General features: G+C 60.9%; 17 protein-coding genes. 11 read left to right on the top strand and 6 right to left on the bottom strand.

What is annotated here, in order from left to right; translation table 11 throughout:
* The first annotated feature begins 42 nt into the window (after positions 1–42).
* The 3 genes from RB216_RS01275 to RB216_RS01265 are packed head-to-tail and all read left to right on the top strand — an operon-like array spanning position 43 to position 3,706.
* Positions 43–1,851 carry a sensor histidine kinase gene (locus RB216_RS01275; protein ID WP_028615324.1) on the top strand — a complete coding sequence of 603 codons (1,809 nt, stop codon included), beginning with the start codon at positions 43–45 and terminating at the stop codon, positions 1,849–1,851.
* Complete coding sequence (locus tag RB216_RS01270) at positions 1,848–3,224, top strand: sigma-54-dependent transcriptional regulator (protein ID WP_028615323.1); 1,377 nt, start codon at positions 1,848–1,850, stop codon at positions 3,222–3,224. Before RB216_RS01275 ends, RB216_RS01270 begins: the two co-directional genes overlap by 4 nt.
* 26 nt (positions 3,225–3,250) lie before the next feature.
* Positions 3,251–3,706: a YiiD C-terminal domain-containing protein gene (locus tag RB216_RS01265; protein ID WP_068933750.1), complete on the top strand. Its 456-nt coding sequence runs from the start codon at positions 3,251–3,253 to the stop codon at positions 3,704–3,706.
* Between the two features lie 124 nt (positions 3,707–3,830).
* Here RB216_RS01265 and cysQ read toward each other — a convergent pair whose 3' ends face one another.
* Together cysQ and nudE are read right to left on the bottom strand one after the other, a co-directional pair.
* Complete coding sequence (gene cysQ / locus RB216_RS01255) at positions 3,831–4,667, bottom strand: 3'(2'),5'-bisphosphate nucleotidase CysQ (protein ID WP_028615321.1); 837 nt, start codon at positions 4,665–4,667, stop codon at positions 3,831–3,833.
* The gene (gene nudE / locus RB216_RS01250; RefSeq protein ID WP_028615320.1) at positions 4,664–5,230 is read right to left on the bottom strand and encodes an ADP compounds hydrolase NudE; all 567 of its coding nucleotides are present in this window, start codon (positions 5,228–5,230) and stop codon (positions 4,664–4,666) included. Before nudE ends, cysQ begins: the two co-directional genes overlap by 4 nt.
* An 87-nt stretch (positions 5,231–5,317) precedes the next feature.
* Between nudE and yrfG the strand changes: the two genes are divergently transcribed.
* Positions 5,318–5,980, top strand: coding sequence for a GMP/IMP nucleotidase (gene yrfG / locus RB216_RS01245; RefSeq protein WP_028615319.1), 663 nt, complete (start codon positions 5,318–5,320; stop codon positions 5,978–5,980).
* A gap of 108 nt (positions 5,981–6,088) precedes the next feature.
* On the opposite strand, the gene lysM is transcribed toward yrfG, so the two are convergent.
* Positions 6,089–6,529 (bottom strand): peptidoglycan-binding protein LysM, encoded by a 441-nt coding sequence (lysM, locus tag RB216_RS01240; protein ID WP_308908218.1) that lies wholly within the window; start codon positions 6,527–6,529, stop codon positions 6,089–6,091.
* A 132-nt stretch (positions 6,530–6,661) separates the two neighbouring features.
* Here lysM and RB216_RS01235 point away from each other — a divergent pair, with 132 nt between their 5' ends.
* From RB216_RS01235 to RB216_RS01220, 4 genes are all read left to right on the top strand, one after another.
* Complete coding sequence (locus RB216_RS01235; protein WP_028615317.1) at positions 6,662–7,549, top strand: LysR family transcriptional regulator; 888 nt, start codon at positions 6,662–6,664, stop codon at positions 7,547–7,549.
* Between the two features lie 97 nt (positions 7,550–7,646).
* Positions 7,647–8,486 carry a formate dehydrogenase accessory sulfurtransferase FdhD gene (fdhD, locus tag RB216_RS01230; protein ID WP_028615316.1) on the top strand — a complete coding sequence of 280 codons (840 nt, stop codon included), beginning with the start codon at positions 7,647–7,649 and terminating at the stop codon, positions 8,484–8,486.
* The gene (locus RB216_RS01225) at positions 8,483–10,831 is read left to right on the top strand and encodes an FdhF/YdeP family oxidoreductase (protein WP_068937750.1); all 2,349 of its coding nucleotides are present in this window, start codon (positions 8,483–8,485) and stop codon (positions 10,829–10,831) included. Before fdhD ends, RB216_RS01225 begins: the two co-directional genes overlap by 4 nt.
* 202 nt (positions 10,832–11,033) lie before the next feature.
* Positions 11,034–11,513, top strand: a complete 480-nt coding sequence (locus tag RB216_RS01220) for a glycine zipper domain-containing protein (RefSeq protein ID WP_028615314.1) — start codon at positions 11,034–11,036, stop codon at positions 11,511–11,513.
* A 25-nt stretch (positions 11,514–11,538) separates the two neighbouring features.
* On the opposite strand, the gene RB216_RS01215 is transcribed toward RB216_RS01220, so the two are convergent.
* The 3 genes from RB216_RS01215 to RB216_RS01205 form a co-directional block, all read right to left on the bottom strand.
* Positions 11,539–11,970, bottom strand: coding sequence for an acyl-CoA thioesterase (locus tag RB216_RS01215; protein ID WP_028615313.1), 432 nt, complete (start codon positions 11,968–11,970; stop codon positions 11,539–11,541).
* 22 nt (positions 11,971–11,992) lie between these two features.
* Entirely contained in the window at positions 11,993–13,930 is a 1,938-nt protein-coding gene (locus RB216_RS01210; RefSeq protein ID WP_236317618.1) for a RecQ family ATP-dependent DNA helicase, read from the bottom strand.
* 321 nt (positions 13,931–14,251) lie between these two features.
* Positions 14,252–15,427, bottom strand: a complete 1,176-nt coding sequence (locus RB216_RS01205; protein WP_122685692.1) for a tetratricopeptide repeat protein — start codon at positions 15,425–15,427, stop codon at positions 14,252–14,254.
* Between the two features lie 175 nt (positions 15,428–15,602).
* Here RB216_RS01205 and RB216_RS01200 point away from each other — a divergent pair, with 175 nt between their 5' ends.
* The 3 genes from RB216_RS01200 (at position 15,603) to RB216_RS01190 (ending at position 17,286) form a co-directional block, all read left to right on the top strand.
* A complete protein-coding gene (locus RB216_RS01200; RefSeq protein ID WP_016979054.1) occupies positions 15,603–15,773 on the top strand; it encodes a YhfG family protein in 171 nt (56 codons plus the stop codon).
* Complete coding sequence (locus RB216_RS01195) at positions 15,773–16,372, top strand: putative adenosine monophosphate-protein transferase Fic (protein ID WP_028615310.1); 600 nt, start codon at positions 15,773–15,775, stop codon at positions 16,370–16,372. The genes RB216_RS01200 and RB216_RS01195 overlap by 1 nt, the downstream gene beginning before the upstream one ends.
* Before the next feature lie 266 nt (positions 16,373–16,638).
* Positions 16,639–17,286: a DUF1493 family protein gene (locus RB216_RS01190; protein ID WP_308908217.1), complete on the top strand. Its 648-nt coding sequence runs from the start codon at positions 16,639–16,641 to the stop codon at positions 17,284–17,286.
* The last annotated feature ends 56 nt before the right edge of the window (positions 17,287–17,342 follow it).

The following is a 17,342-nucleotide window of genomic DNA, read 5'->3' as shown; positions in this document are numbered from 1 at the left end:
CACTAGGCATAATGCGCCTGTACCCACAGGCGCACGACTCCCATGACTCCACCCCTCCCGCGTAGACCCCGCTGGCGCAGCCTCGCCTTGTTGGCGTTGTGCCTGGCACCGCTGCTGTGGCCGCTGGAGCACCTGGCCGAGCGTTATTACCGCAGCGAACTGGCCGGCCAGAACCGCCAGACCCTCGACCTGTACGTGGCCAACCTGCTCGGGACCCTGCACCGTTATGAAGTGCTGCCGCAGATCCTCGGCGACTTGCCGGCCTTGCGCACCGCGCTGGATGCGCCTGGGGTGAGCACCAACCTTGTCAACGCCAACCTGCTGCTCAAGGACGTCGCCGCCCAGGCCGGGGTGGAGGTGATGTACCTGATGGACACCACCGGCAAGACCCTGGCCGCGTCCAACTGGGACAAGCAAGACAGCTTCGTCGGGCGCAACTTCTCGTTTCGGCCTTATTTCAGCGAAGCCATGGACGGGCGCCTGGGGCGGTTTTTCGGGTTGGGCACCACCTCGGCCAAGCGCGGTTACTTCTTCGCCGCCGCCGTGCGCGATGGCGATACGATCATCGGCGTACTGGTGGTCAAGGTCGACCTGGACCACACCGAAAGCCTTTGGGGTAACACGCCGGAACAACTGCTGGTCACCGACCACAATGGCGTGGTGATCCTGACCTCGCGCCCGCAATGGCGATTCCGCGCCACCCGGCCACTGACCGCTGAAGAGCGCCAGGCCATCATCGCCATCCAGCCCTACCCGACTCGCGACCCGCAGCCGCTGAGCCTGAGCAACACCGCCTGGCTGCGCCAATCCACGGCCATCGCCGAGACCGGTTGGAACGTGGAGATCCTCGCGCCGCGCTCACTGATCAACCGCCCCGTGCGCACGGTGGTTGCAGTCGGCGGCGCCACGCTGTTGGTGTTGATGTTGCTGCTCGGCCTGATGATGCAACGTCGCCGCCATTACCTGGAACGCATTGCGTTCGAAGCCAAGGCCCGTCGCGAGCTGGAAGCGCGTGTGGTCGAGCGGACCAGTGATCTGGAAGGCCTCAACCGGCGCCTGAAGCAGGAAGTGCTGGAACGTGAACACGCCCAGCAGGAGTTGGTACGCGCCCAGGATGACCTGGTGCAGGCAGGCAAGTTGTCGGCACTGGGCACCATGTCCGCAAGCATCAGCCACGAACTCAATCAGCCCCTCGCAGCCATTCGCAGCTATGCAGAGAATGCTGAAATCCTGCTCGACCATGAACGCACCGCAGATGCTCGGGGCAACCTCAAGCTGATCAGCGAACTGACCGGTCGCATGGCCTCGATCATCGCCCACCTGCGCGCCTTTGCCCGCCGCGACCGCCATGCGCCCGAGAGCGTGGCCCTGCAACCGGCGCTGGACGATGCACTGGCGTTGCTCGCCAAGCGGCGGCGGTCGATGGAGGTGGAGCTGATTCGCGATTTGCCCGAAGCGACCTTGTGGGTACAGGCCGGTGAAACCCGCCTGCGCCAAGTGCTGGGCAACCTGCTGGCCAACGCCCTCGACGCCCTCACTGAAAAAGGCCCGCCGCGTAAACTCTGGCTGAGTGCCGAAACCACCGAACAGGGCGTCAACCTGTACATTCGCGACAACGGCCCGGGTTTTTGCATGGAAGCCCTCGGCCGCGCCAGCGAGCCGTTCTACACCACCAAGACCCGCACTCAGGGCCTGGGGTTGGGCCTGGCGATCTGTGACACCCTGATGCGTGCCTTTGGCGGCGAACTGCTGTTCGCCAACCACAAAGAAGGCGGCGCGCTGTTAACCTTGAAATTGCGTGCCGGTGCGCCGGGCGTCAGTCTGCAACCGTCCGAGGACCGCAGTGTATGAGTATCGATAACCAGATTCAGGTGGTGTTGATCGACGACGATCCACACCTGCGTCAGGCCCTGTGCCAGACCCTGGACCTGGCCGGGCTGAAAGTCCTGACCCTGGGTGAAGCCACTGGCCTCACTGCGCGCCTGTCGCGGGACTGGCCGGGCGTTGTGGTCAGCGACATCCGCATGCCCGGTATGGACGGCCTGGAGCTCCTCGCCGAACTGCACGGCCAGGACCCGGAGCTGCCTGTGCTGCTGATCACAGGCCACGGCGACGTACCACTGGCGGTGCAGGCCATGCGCGCCGGGGCCTATGACTTCCTGGAAAAACCGTTCGCCAGTGACGCCCTGCTCGACAGTGTGCGCCGCGCCCTGGCCCTGCGCCGCCTGGTGCTGGACAACCGCAGCCTGCGCCTGGCCCTCAGCGACCGTCAGCAACTGAGCACGCGCCTGGTCGGCCACTCGCCGCAAATGCTGCGCCTGCGCGAGCAGATCGGCGCACTGGCCGCGACCAAGGCCGATGTGCTGATCCTCGGCGAAACCGGTGCCGGCAAAGAGGTGGTGGCGCGCGCGCTGCATGATTTGTCGAGCCGTCGCAGTGGCCCGTTTGTAGCGATCAACGCCGGGGCATTGGCCGAGTCGGTAGTGGAGAGCGAACTGTTCGGCCACGAGCCAGGCGCCTTCACCGGCGCGCAGAAACGCCGTATCGGCAAGTTCGAATTCGCCAACGGCGGCACCTTGTTCCTGGATGAAATCGAAAGCATGAGCCTGGATGTGCAGGTCAAGCTGTTGCGCCTGTTGCAGGAGCGGGTGGTGGAACGCCTGGGCGGCAATCAGCTGATCCCGCTGGATATCCGCATCATCGCCGCCACCAAGGAAGACCTGCGCCAGTCCGCCGATCAGGGCCGTTTCCGTGCCGACCTGTATTACCGCCTCAACGTCGCGCCGCTGCGTATTCCACCGCTGCGCGAGCGTGGGGAAGATGCGTTGATGCTGTTCCAGCACTTCGCCGATGAAGCCAGCAGCCGTCACGGTTTGCCGCTGCACGAACTGCAACCGGGCCAGCGCGCACTGCTGTTGCGCCATAGCTGGCCGGGCAATGTGCGTGAGCTACAGAATGCTGCAGAACGTTTCGCGCTGGGTCTGGAGCTGGCGCTGGATAACACGCCGGACAATCCATCGGCCGGTGTCCTGACCTCTACGCCCGGCGGTCTGAGTGAACAGGTCGAGCAGTTCGAAAAAAGCCTGATCGCCGCCGAACTGACCCGTCCCCACAGCTCCATGCGCAGCCTCGCCGAAGCCCTGGGTGTTCCGCGCAAGACTCTGCACGACAAGCTGCGCAAGCATGGCCTGAACTTTGCCAACCAAAGCAGCGACGATGAATGACAGCCCCCACCCGCCAAGAGGCCCCCATGAGCCGCGACAGCCGTTACCTGGAATCCATCCTGCACCACGACATCCCCCTCACCCGGGAAATGGGCCTCAAGGTGCTCGACTGGCAACAGGGGCGGCTGGAACTGCATCTGCCCTTGCAGGCCAACATCAACCACAAGAGCACCATGTTCGGCGGCAGCCTGTACTGCGGCGCAGTGCTGGCGGGTTGGGGCTGGCTGCACTTGCAATTGCGTGAAGAAGGGATTGAAGACGGGCATATCGTGATTCAGGAAGGGCAGATCAGTTATCCGCTACCGGTCACGCGGGATGCGACGGCAATTTGCGCGGCGCCGGAGGAAAAGGTGTGGCAGCGGTTTCTGGCGACCTACAAGCGCTATGGTCGCGCACGGCTGACGTTGGAGACATGGATTGTGAATGAGGGCAGTGAGGAGCACGCAGTCGCTTTCACCGGCCAATACGTCCTGCACCGCTAAAAGCCGCGGGACCGCCCTGTAGGAGCGAGCTTGCTCGCGAAAATCGTCAACGATAACGCAGCGATCCTGGTTGATCGCGGCGCTCTCAGGTTTTTCGCGAGCAAGCTCGCTCCTACAGAAGAAGTCAGGACTGGGCCAGGGTCAGCAACCGCTCACGCCATGCAGCCTTGGCCGGCAACGCCAGGAAGAACGGGTTCAACAACGATGCCCGCGCCGGATAGCTGAACGGTTCACCGCTCAACTCCAACACCTCGCCCCCCGCCCCTTCCAGCACGCCCTGGGCGGCGGCGGTATCCCACTGTGACGTCGGCGCCAGTCGCGGGTAGCAATCCGCACTGCCTTCGGCCAGGAGGCAGAACTTCAACGAGCTGCCGATATTCGCCAGCTTCAATGCGCCCAGGCCTTCGCTCAAACCGTCCAACAGACGCTCCTGCTCGGGGCTGGAATGCCGACGGCTGGCCACTACCGTAAACGACTCGCCCGCTGCCGGTGCCTGGCGCACCTGGATCTGCTTGGGTGCCTCATTCACATCCGAACGCCAGGCGCCCAGGCCGGCGCCACCGAAATAGCAACGACCGCTGGTGGGCATCGACACTACGCCGAACACCACGCGGCCCTGTTCGATCAGGGCGATGTTCACGGTGAATTCTTCGCTGCCGGCGATAAATTCCTTGGTGCCGTCCAATGGGTCCACCAACCACCAGCGCTGCCAGCCAGCGCGCACGCTCTGGTCGATGTCGGCGTCTTCCTCGGACAGCACCGGAATGCTTGGGTCCAGCGCGGTCAGACCCGCCAGGATCAGGTGATGAGCGGCCAGATCCGCTGCCGTCACGGGCGAATCGTCGGCTTTGGAGGTCACGGCCACGTCGGCGCGCCAGTACGGCAAAATCACTTCACCGGCCTGACGAGCCAGTTCGATCACAGGGGCAATAAACGGATGGCCTAAAAACAGTTCGCTCATGCGGTAAACGCTCCACGCTGGGTCAACAGGTCTCGTACCAGGTACAGCGCGGCCAGGGCGCGGCCTTCGCTGAATTGCTCGTTTTGCGCGAGCATCGACAGCTCACGCAGGTTGACCCGGTCCACACGCATCGGCTCAGGTTCATCGCCTTCCAGGCGTTCTTCATAGAGATCGGTGGCCAATACCACCTGGATTTTCTGGCTCATGTAGCCAGGCGACAGCGACAGTTCGGTGATGTGTTCCAACTGCCGCGCGCCATAGCCAGCCTCTTCCTTGAGCTCGCGGTTGGCGGCGGCCAGTACGTCTTCGCCGGGTTCGATCAAGCCCTTGGGCAAGGACAATTCATATTCGTCGGTGCCACCGCAGTATTCTTCCACCAGCAACGCATGGTCCGCGTCGATCATCGCCACGATCATCACCGCGCCGTAACCGGCACCGCGGCCCACCAGACGCTCGTAGGTCCGTTCAACGCCATTGGAAAAGCGCAGTTGCACTTCCTCCACGCGGAACAAACGGCTACTGGCGACTATTTCGCGGGCGAGGACGGTGGGTTTCTGGCGCATGAGCGGCTCCTTGGCGTGATCGGGTTACTATACCGTGGCTTTTCCGATTGTCTGTGTCGGATATCTTTACTTACATGAGAACGCCCCATGCCCTCTTTGCCCTGGCACGCCATCGACACTGTCCTGCTGGACATGGACGGCACCTTGCTCGACCTGCATTTCGACAACCACTTCTGGATGGAGCACCTGCCTCAACGCTACGCCGAACTGCACGGGGTGAGCCGGGCCATGGCGGAGATGGAGTTGCAGCCCCTGTTCGAGCGTAACGCCGGACAGTTGCAATGGTACTGCCTGGATTTCTGGAGTGCGGAACTGAAGATCCCGGTACGCGAACTCAAGCTGGAAACCGCCCACCTGATCGCCCTGCGCCCGGATGCGGACACCTTCCTCGCGGCAATCAAACAGGCCGGCAAACGTGTGATCCTGATTACCAACGCTCATCGTGATTCGTTGTCATTGAAGTTGGAACGCATTGAACTGGCGCCGTATTTCGAACGATTGATCAGCTCCCATGATTACGGTTTCGCCAAGGAAAACCCGCAGTTCTGGGATGCCCTGCAAGCCGACATCCACTTCGACCCGGCCCGCAGCCTGTTTATTGACGACACACTGCCGATCCTTCGTAGCGCCCGGGACTTTGGCGTGGGGCATTTGCTGGCGGTGAAGGAACCGGACAGCCAGAAGGGGCCAAAGGACACGGCGGAGTTCGCAGCGGTGGATGACTATCGCGACCTCATTGCCGGGCTCTAAACCAATGTGGGAGCGGGCTTGCTCGCGAATGCGGTGTATCAGCAACACATCCAGTGACTGACACTCCGCTTTCGCGGGCAAGCCCGCTCCCACATTTTGCTCTGCGTTTTACCCAGGAATACGCAGTGTCTGCCCTGGGTAAATTTTGTCCGGGTGCGACAACAGCGGCTTGTTGGCCTCGAAGATTTTGTTGTACTGGTTGGCATTGCCATACACCGCCAGGGAGATCGCGCTCAGGGTGTCGCCCTTTTTCACCACGACGAAACGGGCGGCAGCCACGGCCGGGCCGGATACGGTGATCTGGTCATCAACACTGGCCACACCGGCGATATTACCTGCCGCAAGAAGGACTTTTTCTTTCTCTTCCTGAGTGGCAACTGTCCCGGTAAGCGTGACCTTGTCGCCCTCGACGGTGGCGTGAACGTCTGGATTGCCCAGGCCGACTTTCTCAATATGTTTTTTCAGGTCCTCACTCGCGTTGGCGTTACCCGGAGTCAGCAGGTCAATCAACTTCTCGCCCGCTTCCTTTACAAAGCTAAAAATACTCATAGTGCGCTCTCCTTGGGTTTTGATTTCCAGATGCCCAAGACTAGACCAGTCCTACAGATTTGGGTTCCAGCCCGACCAAAGACCCAAACGCGCTAGAATCCCCCCGCCATTGGAATAAGCCCTGGAGCGAAGATGGACATCAAACAGCTGAAATTCCTCATCGCCCTCGACGAAACCCGTCACTTCGGCCAGGCGGCGGCGCGTTGTCACATCACCCAACCGACCCTGTCGATGCGCTTGCGTAACCTTGAAGAAGAGCTTGACCTGCCGTTGGTCAATCGCGGCCAGCGCTTTGAAAGCTTTACCGCACCGGGCGAGCGCGTGTTGGCATGGGCACGCACCGTGCTGGCCGCCTATGACGGCTTGCAGGCCGAGGCGGCAGCCTGTCGCGGCAACCTGGTGGGTACGTTGCGCCTGGGCGTGGTGCCGCTGTCGAGCTTTGATCCTTTGGCATTGATGCAGCAACTGCATAAAGAACACCCCAGCCTGCGCTTCGAGCTGTCGGCCCTCAGCTCGGAGCAGATTCTTGAACAGCTGGCGAGTAACCGGCTGGACTTGGGCGTGTCTTACCTGGAGCGTCTGGATAACGAGCGCTTCGACTCGCTGGCCTTGGGCGAAACCCGTATGGGCCTGCTCTACGACCAGCGCTTCTTCAGCTTCGGTGATACGCCGTTGAGCTGGGAGGCGCTGATCGAGTTGCCGCTGGGCATGCTCACCAGCGGCATGCACTTTCGCCAGTCCATCGACCACAACTTCCACAGCCGTGGGCTCAACCCGCAACCGCTGCTGCAGACCGACGCCGTCCATCAATTGTTACAAGCCGTGCACGGTGGATTGTGTTGCGCGGTCATGCCGCTAGATGGCGGCCTGGACGCACTCACCGAGCACCTGCGGCTGCAGCCGATCGAAGACGCCCACACCCTAGCGCGCCTAGGGCTGATCATGCGGCGCAGCGCCCCGCGCTCCGCACTGGCCGAGGCGTGTTTCGCGCTGTATCAGAAATCGCAAAACGAACCTTGATCGACGTCATCTATCGGTAGATCAGTACTGGCAATTAGACGCGACGCTTTGTCGCGCCTAGTCTAAACACTGATCAATCCGCCGGTGGTACTGCCCCATGAACGCCAAGCGCCCAGTCTGCGCGGCGCCCGCTCTCGAAACGCCAGCGCCCGCCGCCAGCCAGAGCTACCAGTATTGCAATCTCGAACACACGGAATCCGCCACCACCGCCTTGGCAGAAGAAGTGGCGTTGGCGATTGCCTACAACGACATCAGCCAAGCGGTGATGCTCGTAACGCCGACGGACCTGGAAGACTTTATAGTCGGTTTCAGTATCGGTAGCGGCATTATCGCCGACATTAGCGATATTTATGACTTGAAACTCAGCGGTTCGGGCTCGACCCAATACGCTCAGGTGCAAATCTCCAGCCGCGCCTTCTGGAACCTCAAGCAGCAGCGCCGCCAGTTGGCCGGCACCAGCGGCTGTGGCTTGTGTGGCGTGGAAGCCGTTGAACAGGCCCTGCCAGACCTCCAGGTATTGCCCGGCGCACCCTTGCCGCCCGCCGAATGGCTGGATGGCCTGCGCCAACGCATCAGCGCCTTTCAACCCCTGGGCCAATACAGCGGCGCCGTGCATGCAGCGGTGTTCATGAACGGCCAGGGCGAGTTGTTGCTCGGCCGGGAAGACATCGGCCGGCACAACGCCCTGGATAAATTGATCGGCGCCTTGATCCGCCAAAAGATTCCGACCGAAGGCGGCCTGGCGATTGTCACCAGCCGTTGCAGCCTGGAGTTGATCCAGAAAGTCCTGCGCGCGGGCATCCAGACCCTGGTCAGCCTGTCGTCACCCACCGGCCTGGCCCTGCAATGGGCCCGCCGGCATAACCTCAATCTCATCCACCTGCCGCAGAAAAGTGCGCCGCGGGTCTACAGTCCTGCGATGGAGAATCAGCCATGAGCCAGCACCACCAAGCCGACCAAACCCCAACCCCGCGCTACAAGCCCTACAAGGGCCCGGCCGGCGGCTGGGGCGCACTGATCAGCGTGGCGCAGGCCTGGCTGACCAGCGACAACGCGCTGAAAAACCTGCGCATGATGCTCAAGACCAACCAGAACGGCGGCTTCGATTGCCCTGGCTGCGCCTGGGGTGATTCGCCGGAAAGCGGCATGGTCAAGTTCTGTGAAAACGGCGCCAAGGCGGTGAACTGGGAAGCCACCAAGCGCCGCGTCGACGCGGCGTTCTTCGCCAAACACAGCGTGACTGCCCTGCTGGAGCAAAGTGACTACTGGCTGGAATACCAGGGCCGCCTGACCGAGCCGATGCGCTATGACGCCGAAACCGACCGCTACCAGCCCATCAGTTGGGAAGCGGCCTTCGACCTGGTCGGCAAGCATCTCAACGCCCTGCCGAGCCCGGACATGGCCGAGTTCTACACCTCGGGCCGCGCCAGCAACGAAGCAGCGTACCTGTATCAGCTGTTCGTGCGTGCCTACGGCACCAACAACTTTCCCGACTGTTCGAACATGTGTCACGAAGCCAGCGGCGTTGCCCTGGCGCAAAGCGTGGGCGTCGGCAAAGGCACCGTGACCTTTGATGACTTTGAGCATGCCGATGCGATCTTCGTCTGGGGCCAGAACCCCGGCACCAACCACCCGCGCATGCTCGAACCGCTGCGCGAAGCGGTCAAACGCGGCGCCCAAGTGGTGTGCATCAATCCGCTGAAAGAGCGCGGCCTGGAACGCTTCCAGCATCCGCAACATCCACTGGAAATGCTCACCAACGGTGACAAACCGACCAACACTGCCTACTTCCGACCTGCATTGGGTGGCGACATGGCCATCCTGCGCGGCATGGCCAAGTTCCTGCTGCTGTGGGAGCGCCAGGCCCAGGCCGAAGGCAAAGAAGCCGTGTTCGACCACGACTTCCTCAACGAACACACGGCCAACGTGCTGGAGTACCTGGGCAAGATCGACGACACCTCCTGGGATGAAATCGTCGAGCAGTCCGGCCTGACCCTGGTCGAGATCGAGCAAGCGGCGCGCATGTACGCCAAAGGCAAGAACGTGATCATGTGCTGGGCGATGGGCATCACCCAGCATCGCCATTCGGTGCCGACCATCCAGGAAATCGCCAACTTGATGCTGCTGCGCGGCAACATCGGACGCCCAGGCGCCGGCTTGTGCCCAGTGCGTGGCCACAGCAACGTGCAGGGCGACCGCACCATGGGCATCAACGAACGTCCGCCCGTGGCGTTCCTCGACGCCCTGGAACGTCGCTTCCAGTTCCAAGTGCCGCGCGTCAACGGCCACAACGTGGTCGAAGCGATTCACGCCATGCTCGAAGGTCGTTCCAAAGTGTTTATCGGCCTGGGTGGCAACTTCGCCCAAGCCACGCCGGACAGCCCGCGCACCTTCGAAGCCCTGCGCAGTTGCGACCTGACCGTGCAGATCAGCACCAAGCTCAACCGCAGCCATCTGATGCACGGCAAAGACGCGCTGATCCTGCCGTGCCTGGGCCGTACCGACATCGACATCCAGGCCGACGGCCCGCAAGCGGTGACGGTAGAAGACTCGTTCAGCATGGTCCACGGCTCCAACGGCCAGTTGCAGCCGCTGTCGAAGCTGATGAAGTCAGAGCCTGCGATTCTGGCCGGCATCGCTGCCGCCACCCTGGGCAGTAAGCCTGTGGATTGGAACTGGCTGGTGGCCGATTACGGCCGCATCCGCGACCTGATTGCCGATACCATCCCGGGCTTCAAGGACTTCAATGAGAAGATCAAGAATCCGGGTGGTTTCTATCTGGGCAACTCCGCCGGCGCACGCCGCTGGAACACCCCGTCGGGGCGCGCCAACTTCCGTCCGAACATCCTGCCCAAGGACCTGATCCACGAGCGCACCCACGCGACAGGCAAGGTGCCAGACCTGATCATGCAATCGATGCGCTCCCACGATCAGTACAACACCACCATCTATGGCCTGGATGACCGCTACCGTGGGGTCAAGGGCCAGCGTGACGTGCTGTTCGTCAACGAGGCCGACATCATCCGCCTGGGCTTCAAGCCGGGGCAGAAGGCCGACATCGTGTCGCTGTGGGAAGACGGCCGCGAGCGCCGGGTGAAGGGCTTTACCCTACTGGCGTTTGATATTCCGGCCGGGCAGGCTGCGGCCTATTACCCGGAAGTGAACCCGCTGGTGCCGCTGGAAAGCACCGGTGATGGCAGCCATACGCCGACGTCGAAGTTCGTGGCAATTCGGTTGGAAGCGGCGAGTGATAATGGCCTGATCATGGCGCGTTCTGCATAAATCTTCGGGCACAAAAAAGGCCGCTTTTGCATAAAAGCGGCCTATCCGAAGTAGTTAAAGACTCACAAAAACGACTTAAGTTCCCCAGCAAAAACAGTAACTTAGAGAATTGTGTACAACTCGTGTTACTGGTCGGATTTCTGTTGTCACCCTCCCGATACAGCCTCAGGATCGCGCCGTCATCCCCTTGAGGTTTCCCCTAATGAAGTTCTCCTCGATTCTCTTGTTGTCCCTTGGCCTGGTCAGTGGCGCAGCCATGGCCGGTGGCACCACCGAAGCCGGTGTGGGCGGCGCATTGGGCGGGGTTTTAGGTTCGGTAGTCGGCCAGTCGATCGGCGGCAACACCGGCTCGACCATCGGCGCAGCCCTGGGCGGCGCAGGCGGCAGTGCGGTGGGTGCGGACAAACGCAGCCGTGGCGAAGCGGCCATTGGTGGCGCCTTGGGCGCGGCCGGCGGCAACGTAGTGGGCCGCAGTGTCGGCGGCAGCACCGGTGCTCTGATCGGCTCAGCGGCCGGCGGCGGTGCAGGTGGCGCGCTGGGCAACTACATGGGCAACAAGAGCGATGACGATGATCGTCGCTCCCGTGGGCGTGATAACCGTCGTTATGACCGCGATGATCACCCTGGCCGCGGGCATGCCTATGGCCATCGCAAGAACAAGCATCACTACCGTCACCGCTAAGGCCTGAGGGTGTAGGCGTTCGCGCCTACACCACCAACCGCTGCAACGCCTCGCGCAACATCCCCGGAATCGTCATCGGCTGGTTCGAACCCCGATCCACAAACACATGCACAAAGCGCCCCGCCGCACACGCTTCTTCTTCGCCTGCCTTGAACACCGCCAATTCGTACTGCACTGAACTGTTGCCCAGCTTGCCCACCCGCAGGCCGATTTCGATGCGCTCGGGAAAGGCGATCGACGCAAAATAATCACACGCCGAACTCACCACAAACCCCACCACTTCACCGTCATGAATATCCAGCCCACCTTGCTCGATCAGGTAGGTATTCACCGCCGTGTCGAAAAAGCTGTAGTAGGTCACGTTGTTCACATGGCCATACACATCATTGTCGTGCCAGCGCGTGATGATCGGTTGGAAGTGCGGGTAATCGCTGCGTTGAGGCACTGAGTCAGGCATCGGGTCATCTCGTTAAAGTGAGTTACAGGTCATTCAAATGGGCCTGGGCCCACTCGCGTACCTCGGCGTACGGATAATCCTCCAACGCAGCAAAGCCCGGAATGCCCCGCGCCTTCAACTTGGTGAATAACGGCACACTGATGCCGCCGAGGAAACGCGTCAGGCGTTCCGCTCCCGGCAAGTGGCCGGTGTGTTCATGATGCCTGTGGATAAAATCACCGCAAAGCCCCATGAAGTTTTTATCCACAAGCGGCGGCAAACCTGGCGGCGGTGGAAGGTGCGCCACGTTGCCGTGGCACACCGAGCAGTGCCCACAGCGCTGGGGCGCGTTCTCATCGCCGAAATACTGCGCCAGGCGTTGACCCAGGCAGTGTTCGGTGGCGAACAGATCGAGCATGGCGTGAATCCGTGCGACTTCGCCCACCTCATGCTGCTTGAAGCCTGTGTATAACTCTTTGCTCAATACATCAGGGTCAAACGCGGTATCAAGCAAGCTATAGACCTCCGTCATCTGCTTGCTCTCAAGCTCGATCAGGCCTTGCTCCTGGAAGTAATCCAGCGCCTTCACCACCCTGCTGCGTTCGGCGTTGTGCTGTTGATAAAGCGCGTCAAAATCCACCGTCGCCCAGGTCTTGGCCCGCTTGCACACCTGGATGATCGCCGCGACGAACTGCTGCCGCTCACCAGAGAAGCGCGCGAGCAAAGCCTCAGGTTCGATCAGATACTTGAAACGGTACTCTGCATAAAACGCATAGCGCGGCGCAATCACGCCCTTGAGCTCCAACTGCACCAGTAGCGTCTTCAGCGGCAGCTCGCGGATGTTGCTGTGGTCCGACAAGGACCTGAGCAAAAACTCCCACTGCCCATCGCCTCGCGCGGCCTGCAATTCTTCGAGCACCCGCCGAATGCCCTCCTGCTCCGGCGTATCGCCGTACACGAAGTTTTCCAGCACATTGAGGCTGTCGCGGTTGGCCAACACCAGGCAATCGGATGGTTGCCCATCACGCCCCGCGCGGCCGATTTCCTGGCTGTAGTTCTCGATGGACTTGGGCAGGTCGAAGTGCACCACATTGCGGATATCACTTTTGTCGATGCCCATGCCAAACGCGATGGTCGCGACGATGCAATTGGAGCGCCCGCCCATGAAACGCTGCTGGATACCCTCGCGTTTATCGTGAGGCAAACCGGCGTGATACGCCTCGGCCTGGATGCCGTTGCGGTTCAAATGATCGGCAATCTGTTCGGCGGTTTTCTGCAGGGTGACGTAGACGATACTCGGCTGATCGGCACGCTCACTCATCCACTGCACCAACCGGCGACGCTTGTCCGCGCCGCTGACCGGCTCCACCAACAGGTTGAGATTGGGCCGGTAGAAGCCCGTGGTGACCACATCGTCCGGCGCAATAGCGAACTTGGCCTGCATGTCGGCAATCACCTTGGGCGTTGCTGTAGCCGTCAACAGCAGCGCTTGTGGGATATTGAACTGACGCTGGTAGTCCGGCAGCTTCAAATAGTCCGGACGGAAGTTGTGGCCCCACTCGGAAATACAGTGCGCCTCGTCCACCACCAACAGCGAGATCCGCACGCTTTGCAGGAAGTTACGAAAGCGCTCGTTCTTCAGGCGCTCAACGGAAATCATCAGGATCTTCAACTCGCCCGAACGCGCGCGGGTCATCACCTCATTGGCGTCCTCGCGGCTCTGGGCCGAATCGATACTGCCTGCCGAAATGCCGTGGCGCTGCAGGAAACCCAACTGGTCCTGCATCAACGCCAACAGCGGCGACACCACCAGCGTGAGGTGCGGTAGCAACACCGCCGACAACTGGTAGCACAGGGACTTGCCCGAACCCGTTGGGAAAATAGCCGCTGCCGAACGGCCGGCCAGTACCGCACTGACTGTCTCTTCCTGGCCCAGACGAAACTGTGGATAACCAAAAACCTGCTGGAGGGTGTCGTGCATAGGCTGTCACTCCGTTGACCGCTGAAGGAATCAAAAACATAGATCAGCGATCAAGAAAAGGTCGGGGATAAACGCTACAAACTGATACAGAGAAAACCAGCAAGCCCGCGCAAAAACGCAGACAGTAACACGCCAGATCACCTACCCCGACAAGGATGGCAGCTACGGACCCACCACCGGCACATCGCCGGCCGCAGCGTTGGTCAGTGGCGCCTATGGACGGGGATTGATGGACCTCGACGCAGCCTCGCGACTCTAGCCATCCCCCAAACAAACAACGCGCCACTGGGGCGCGTTGTCGGTAAACGTGTTGGCTATCGATCAGCGGTTCTGTACCCGCTCAATCGCCGTGTCGTACACCGGGTTGGCCTTTTGCTCCTTGGCCAACTGGTAGTGACGCAGCGCATCGGCAAACTGCCCCGCCGCTTCATAGATCCGCGCAATGTTGTAATAGGCGCCAGCACGCACCGTCGCAGCATTCGCACCGGTTGCCAGGGCGATGGCCTTGCGATTGGCCCAGATCGACTCGGCCGTGTTGCCAGCCTTCTGATACGCCAAGCCCAGGTTGCCGTAGGCCTTGCCGAAACCATTGTCCAACTCGATCGCCTGACGGAACAGGTCGATGGCCTGGTCGAGGTTACCCGCCTGGTAGGCCGCTTCACCTTGGACGTTCAGACGTTTCGCATCGGTTTGTGCGGAAGAGCTGACCGCAACAGCGGTCAGGGCCACGCTGTCATCCAGCAGCGGTTTGACTTCGTTCAGCACATTCGCGGCATTCACGGTCACGCCGCTGAAGGTGTTGATGTCCTGGAAGTCGCCGCTGCCAGTCATGCGGAACACGGTCCACAGGTTACCGCTGCGGTTTTTCGGCACGTAGTAGGTGCGTACCAGGGATTGGCCCATGTACACAAACACCTTGGCTTCGCTGTTGGACAGTTGGCGCGAGCTTGGATTGCCGCCGTTGGTGAAGTCATGCACGGCATACACGTAGCTTTCGCCGTAGTGCTTTTTCTGCAGAGTGATGGTTTCCGGGCCGTAACTGTCGACGTCGTCCACATCCAGTTCGGCGTCGGTGCCGGTCTTGTTCTCGAAGTAGATATTGTTGCCGGGGAAGATCATGTGGGAGTCGAGGTCTTCCGGGGTTTTGCCCCAGGTCAGTACCACGCGCAGCCCGTCGAGGTTTTCCATGACCGGGCTGATGGCGTAGGTCATGCCTTTGCACGGGCACTTCACCACCAGGTTGGAGTAGCCGGGTTTCTTGATGATCAGCAGGCTGGTGGCGTCGTCAGCAGCTTCGCTGGTCAGCGTGACCTGGCCCTGGGCGTTGGTGCGGCCCACCACGTTTTGCGCGCCGTTGCGCTGCAGCAGCACTTCGGCGTCGGCGATTTTCTGGTCCTTGACCACCGCACTGAGCACTTCAATCGGCAATTGCTCGGCCTGGACAGAAAACGCCACCGCACACAAAGACATCGCCGAGGCGACACGCAGCAAACCCATGCTTAACTCCCTTTAAGTAGTGGACGGAATCGCCCTACAAGATTTTGCGGTGAAACATACGCTGAAATCCGGCCGCTGGCGGAATTTTTGTACAAAATGTGACGTGGTTTTTATCACGCCTACCTACTGAAGCATTGCGCTACAATCAAGCCTTGCTACCCAGGAGTACGCTGCCATGAGCGAACCGACGTTTGAGCAAAAACAGGATCACTACCACAAGATCCGCCGTTCCAATTACCTGGCCAGCCTGCGCCTCGAAGGGTTCGACACCCAGCCCGCCGACGTCGACAAACCCCTGCCGACCCGCGAAGCCGTCCTCGCCAAGTACCGCAACACCCCACGCTGATGCTCGACAAATACGGGGTGGGCCAGGATCCGTACTGCTATCCCGGTAGCAGCGTCCTGCGCAACCGCCTCGATTTGCACGACGAGACCCGCTTGCACCAGGCCGAGCGGGAGTTATCCGAAATCGCCGTAGGCAACCTTCCCCTCTTCCCACCGCCCTACGACCTCGACCGCCTGCAACATATCCACCGCACCCTGTTCGGCGACCTCTACGACTGGGCCGGCGAATTGCGCAGCGTCAATATCCAGAAAGGCGATACCCTGTTCTGCACCCCGGAACGCATCCCGCCGGAAGCGGCAAAGATCATCCGGCGTATGCAAGCGTCCAACTGGTATGTCGGTGTGAGTCAGGCTGAGCTGATCACGCAGATTGCCGAGGCCTACGGCGACCTCAACGTCATCCACCCCTTCCGCGAAGGCAACGGCCGGGCGCAACGGATCTTGTTCGAGCAGATCATCGTCAACGCGGGGTTTTCGGTGAATTGGTGGCTGGTGAAACACGCGGCGTGGATACCGGCGAATATTGATGCGGTGGCGTGTGATTACCGGGGGTTGGAGGCGATTTTTGAGCGGTGTGTGACTCGGCCTGTCGGCAACTGATCACACGCCAGCTCGACCCACACCACTCACCTGTTTTGCTGTTAAGTCACTGCAAGCCGCAAATCCCGGAAAGCCCTGTAAGAAACCTCCATACGCCTCGACATCCCCTTCCGAAACTACTTGAAACTCCTGCCCGCCACTCTACAAAACCCACCTTTCTCTGACCGAAACTAGCGCCCTTTCAACAGACCCTGGCAAACACCTTTGAACATCGAAAGGACTCAACATATCGGCCATGGATCTACAGCTCCGGAGTGGCCAAGACGATGAGCGAATACACCCAGTGGATCTATCTGCTCGTCCTCCTCGCACTGGCCGCCATAATCGACAGGATAATAACGTTGCCCGTACTCAGGAGATGGGCTGGACGCTGCCTCTTGGTAACCGGCCCAGTACTTCTGTTCTATGCCACCTCATGGATCAGAGGGGCACAGCTTGAAAGTTTGCCGATAATTGCCTTTGTGACAGGCATCGGGTTGTTGAGCACCCAAAATATCTATTTCAAAGTAAGCAAAGTAAAAGCCAATCACCCACTCCTGCGTGCCCCCACCATGAACCTCGCCCCCAACTTGCCCGAAGACCCCGTCATGCAGCAACTCCTGCAACTGCTGCACGAGGAAATCGGCCTGCCAAGACACAAGACGATCCGCTTGCAAACCTCAATCAACTTCGACCTCGGCTGCGACGGCAGTGAGGCCAAGCAACTGATGGAAGCACTGGAGCAGGAATTTGCGCTCGACCTGGGCGACTTCGACACTTATCGTTACTTCAATCCGCCGACGTTCGATGTGTTTCTCAAACGCCGCGCCAAGGGCCGCGGCGAAAAAGTGCCGCTGACGCTGGGCATGCTCTACCTGGCCGTCAAGACCCACAGCTGGGACACGCAGACGCTGGAAAACCTGAGCTCACTGTAGGAGCCGGCTTGCCGGCGATGGCGGTCCTGAGGGCCTCCTCGCCGGCAAGCCGGGCT

The organism is Pseudomonas canadensis (assembly GCF_030980095.1).
Taxonomy (GTDB): Bacteria; Pseudomonadota; Gammaproteobacteria; order Pseudomonadales; family Pseudomonadaceae; genus Aquipseudomonas; species Aquipseudomonas canadensis.
Note: the sequence above shows the minus strand (reverse complement) of the source record. Positions and strands in the feature narration are given on the sequence as shown.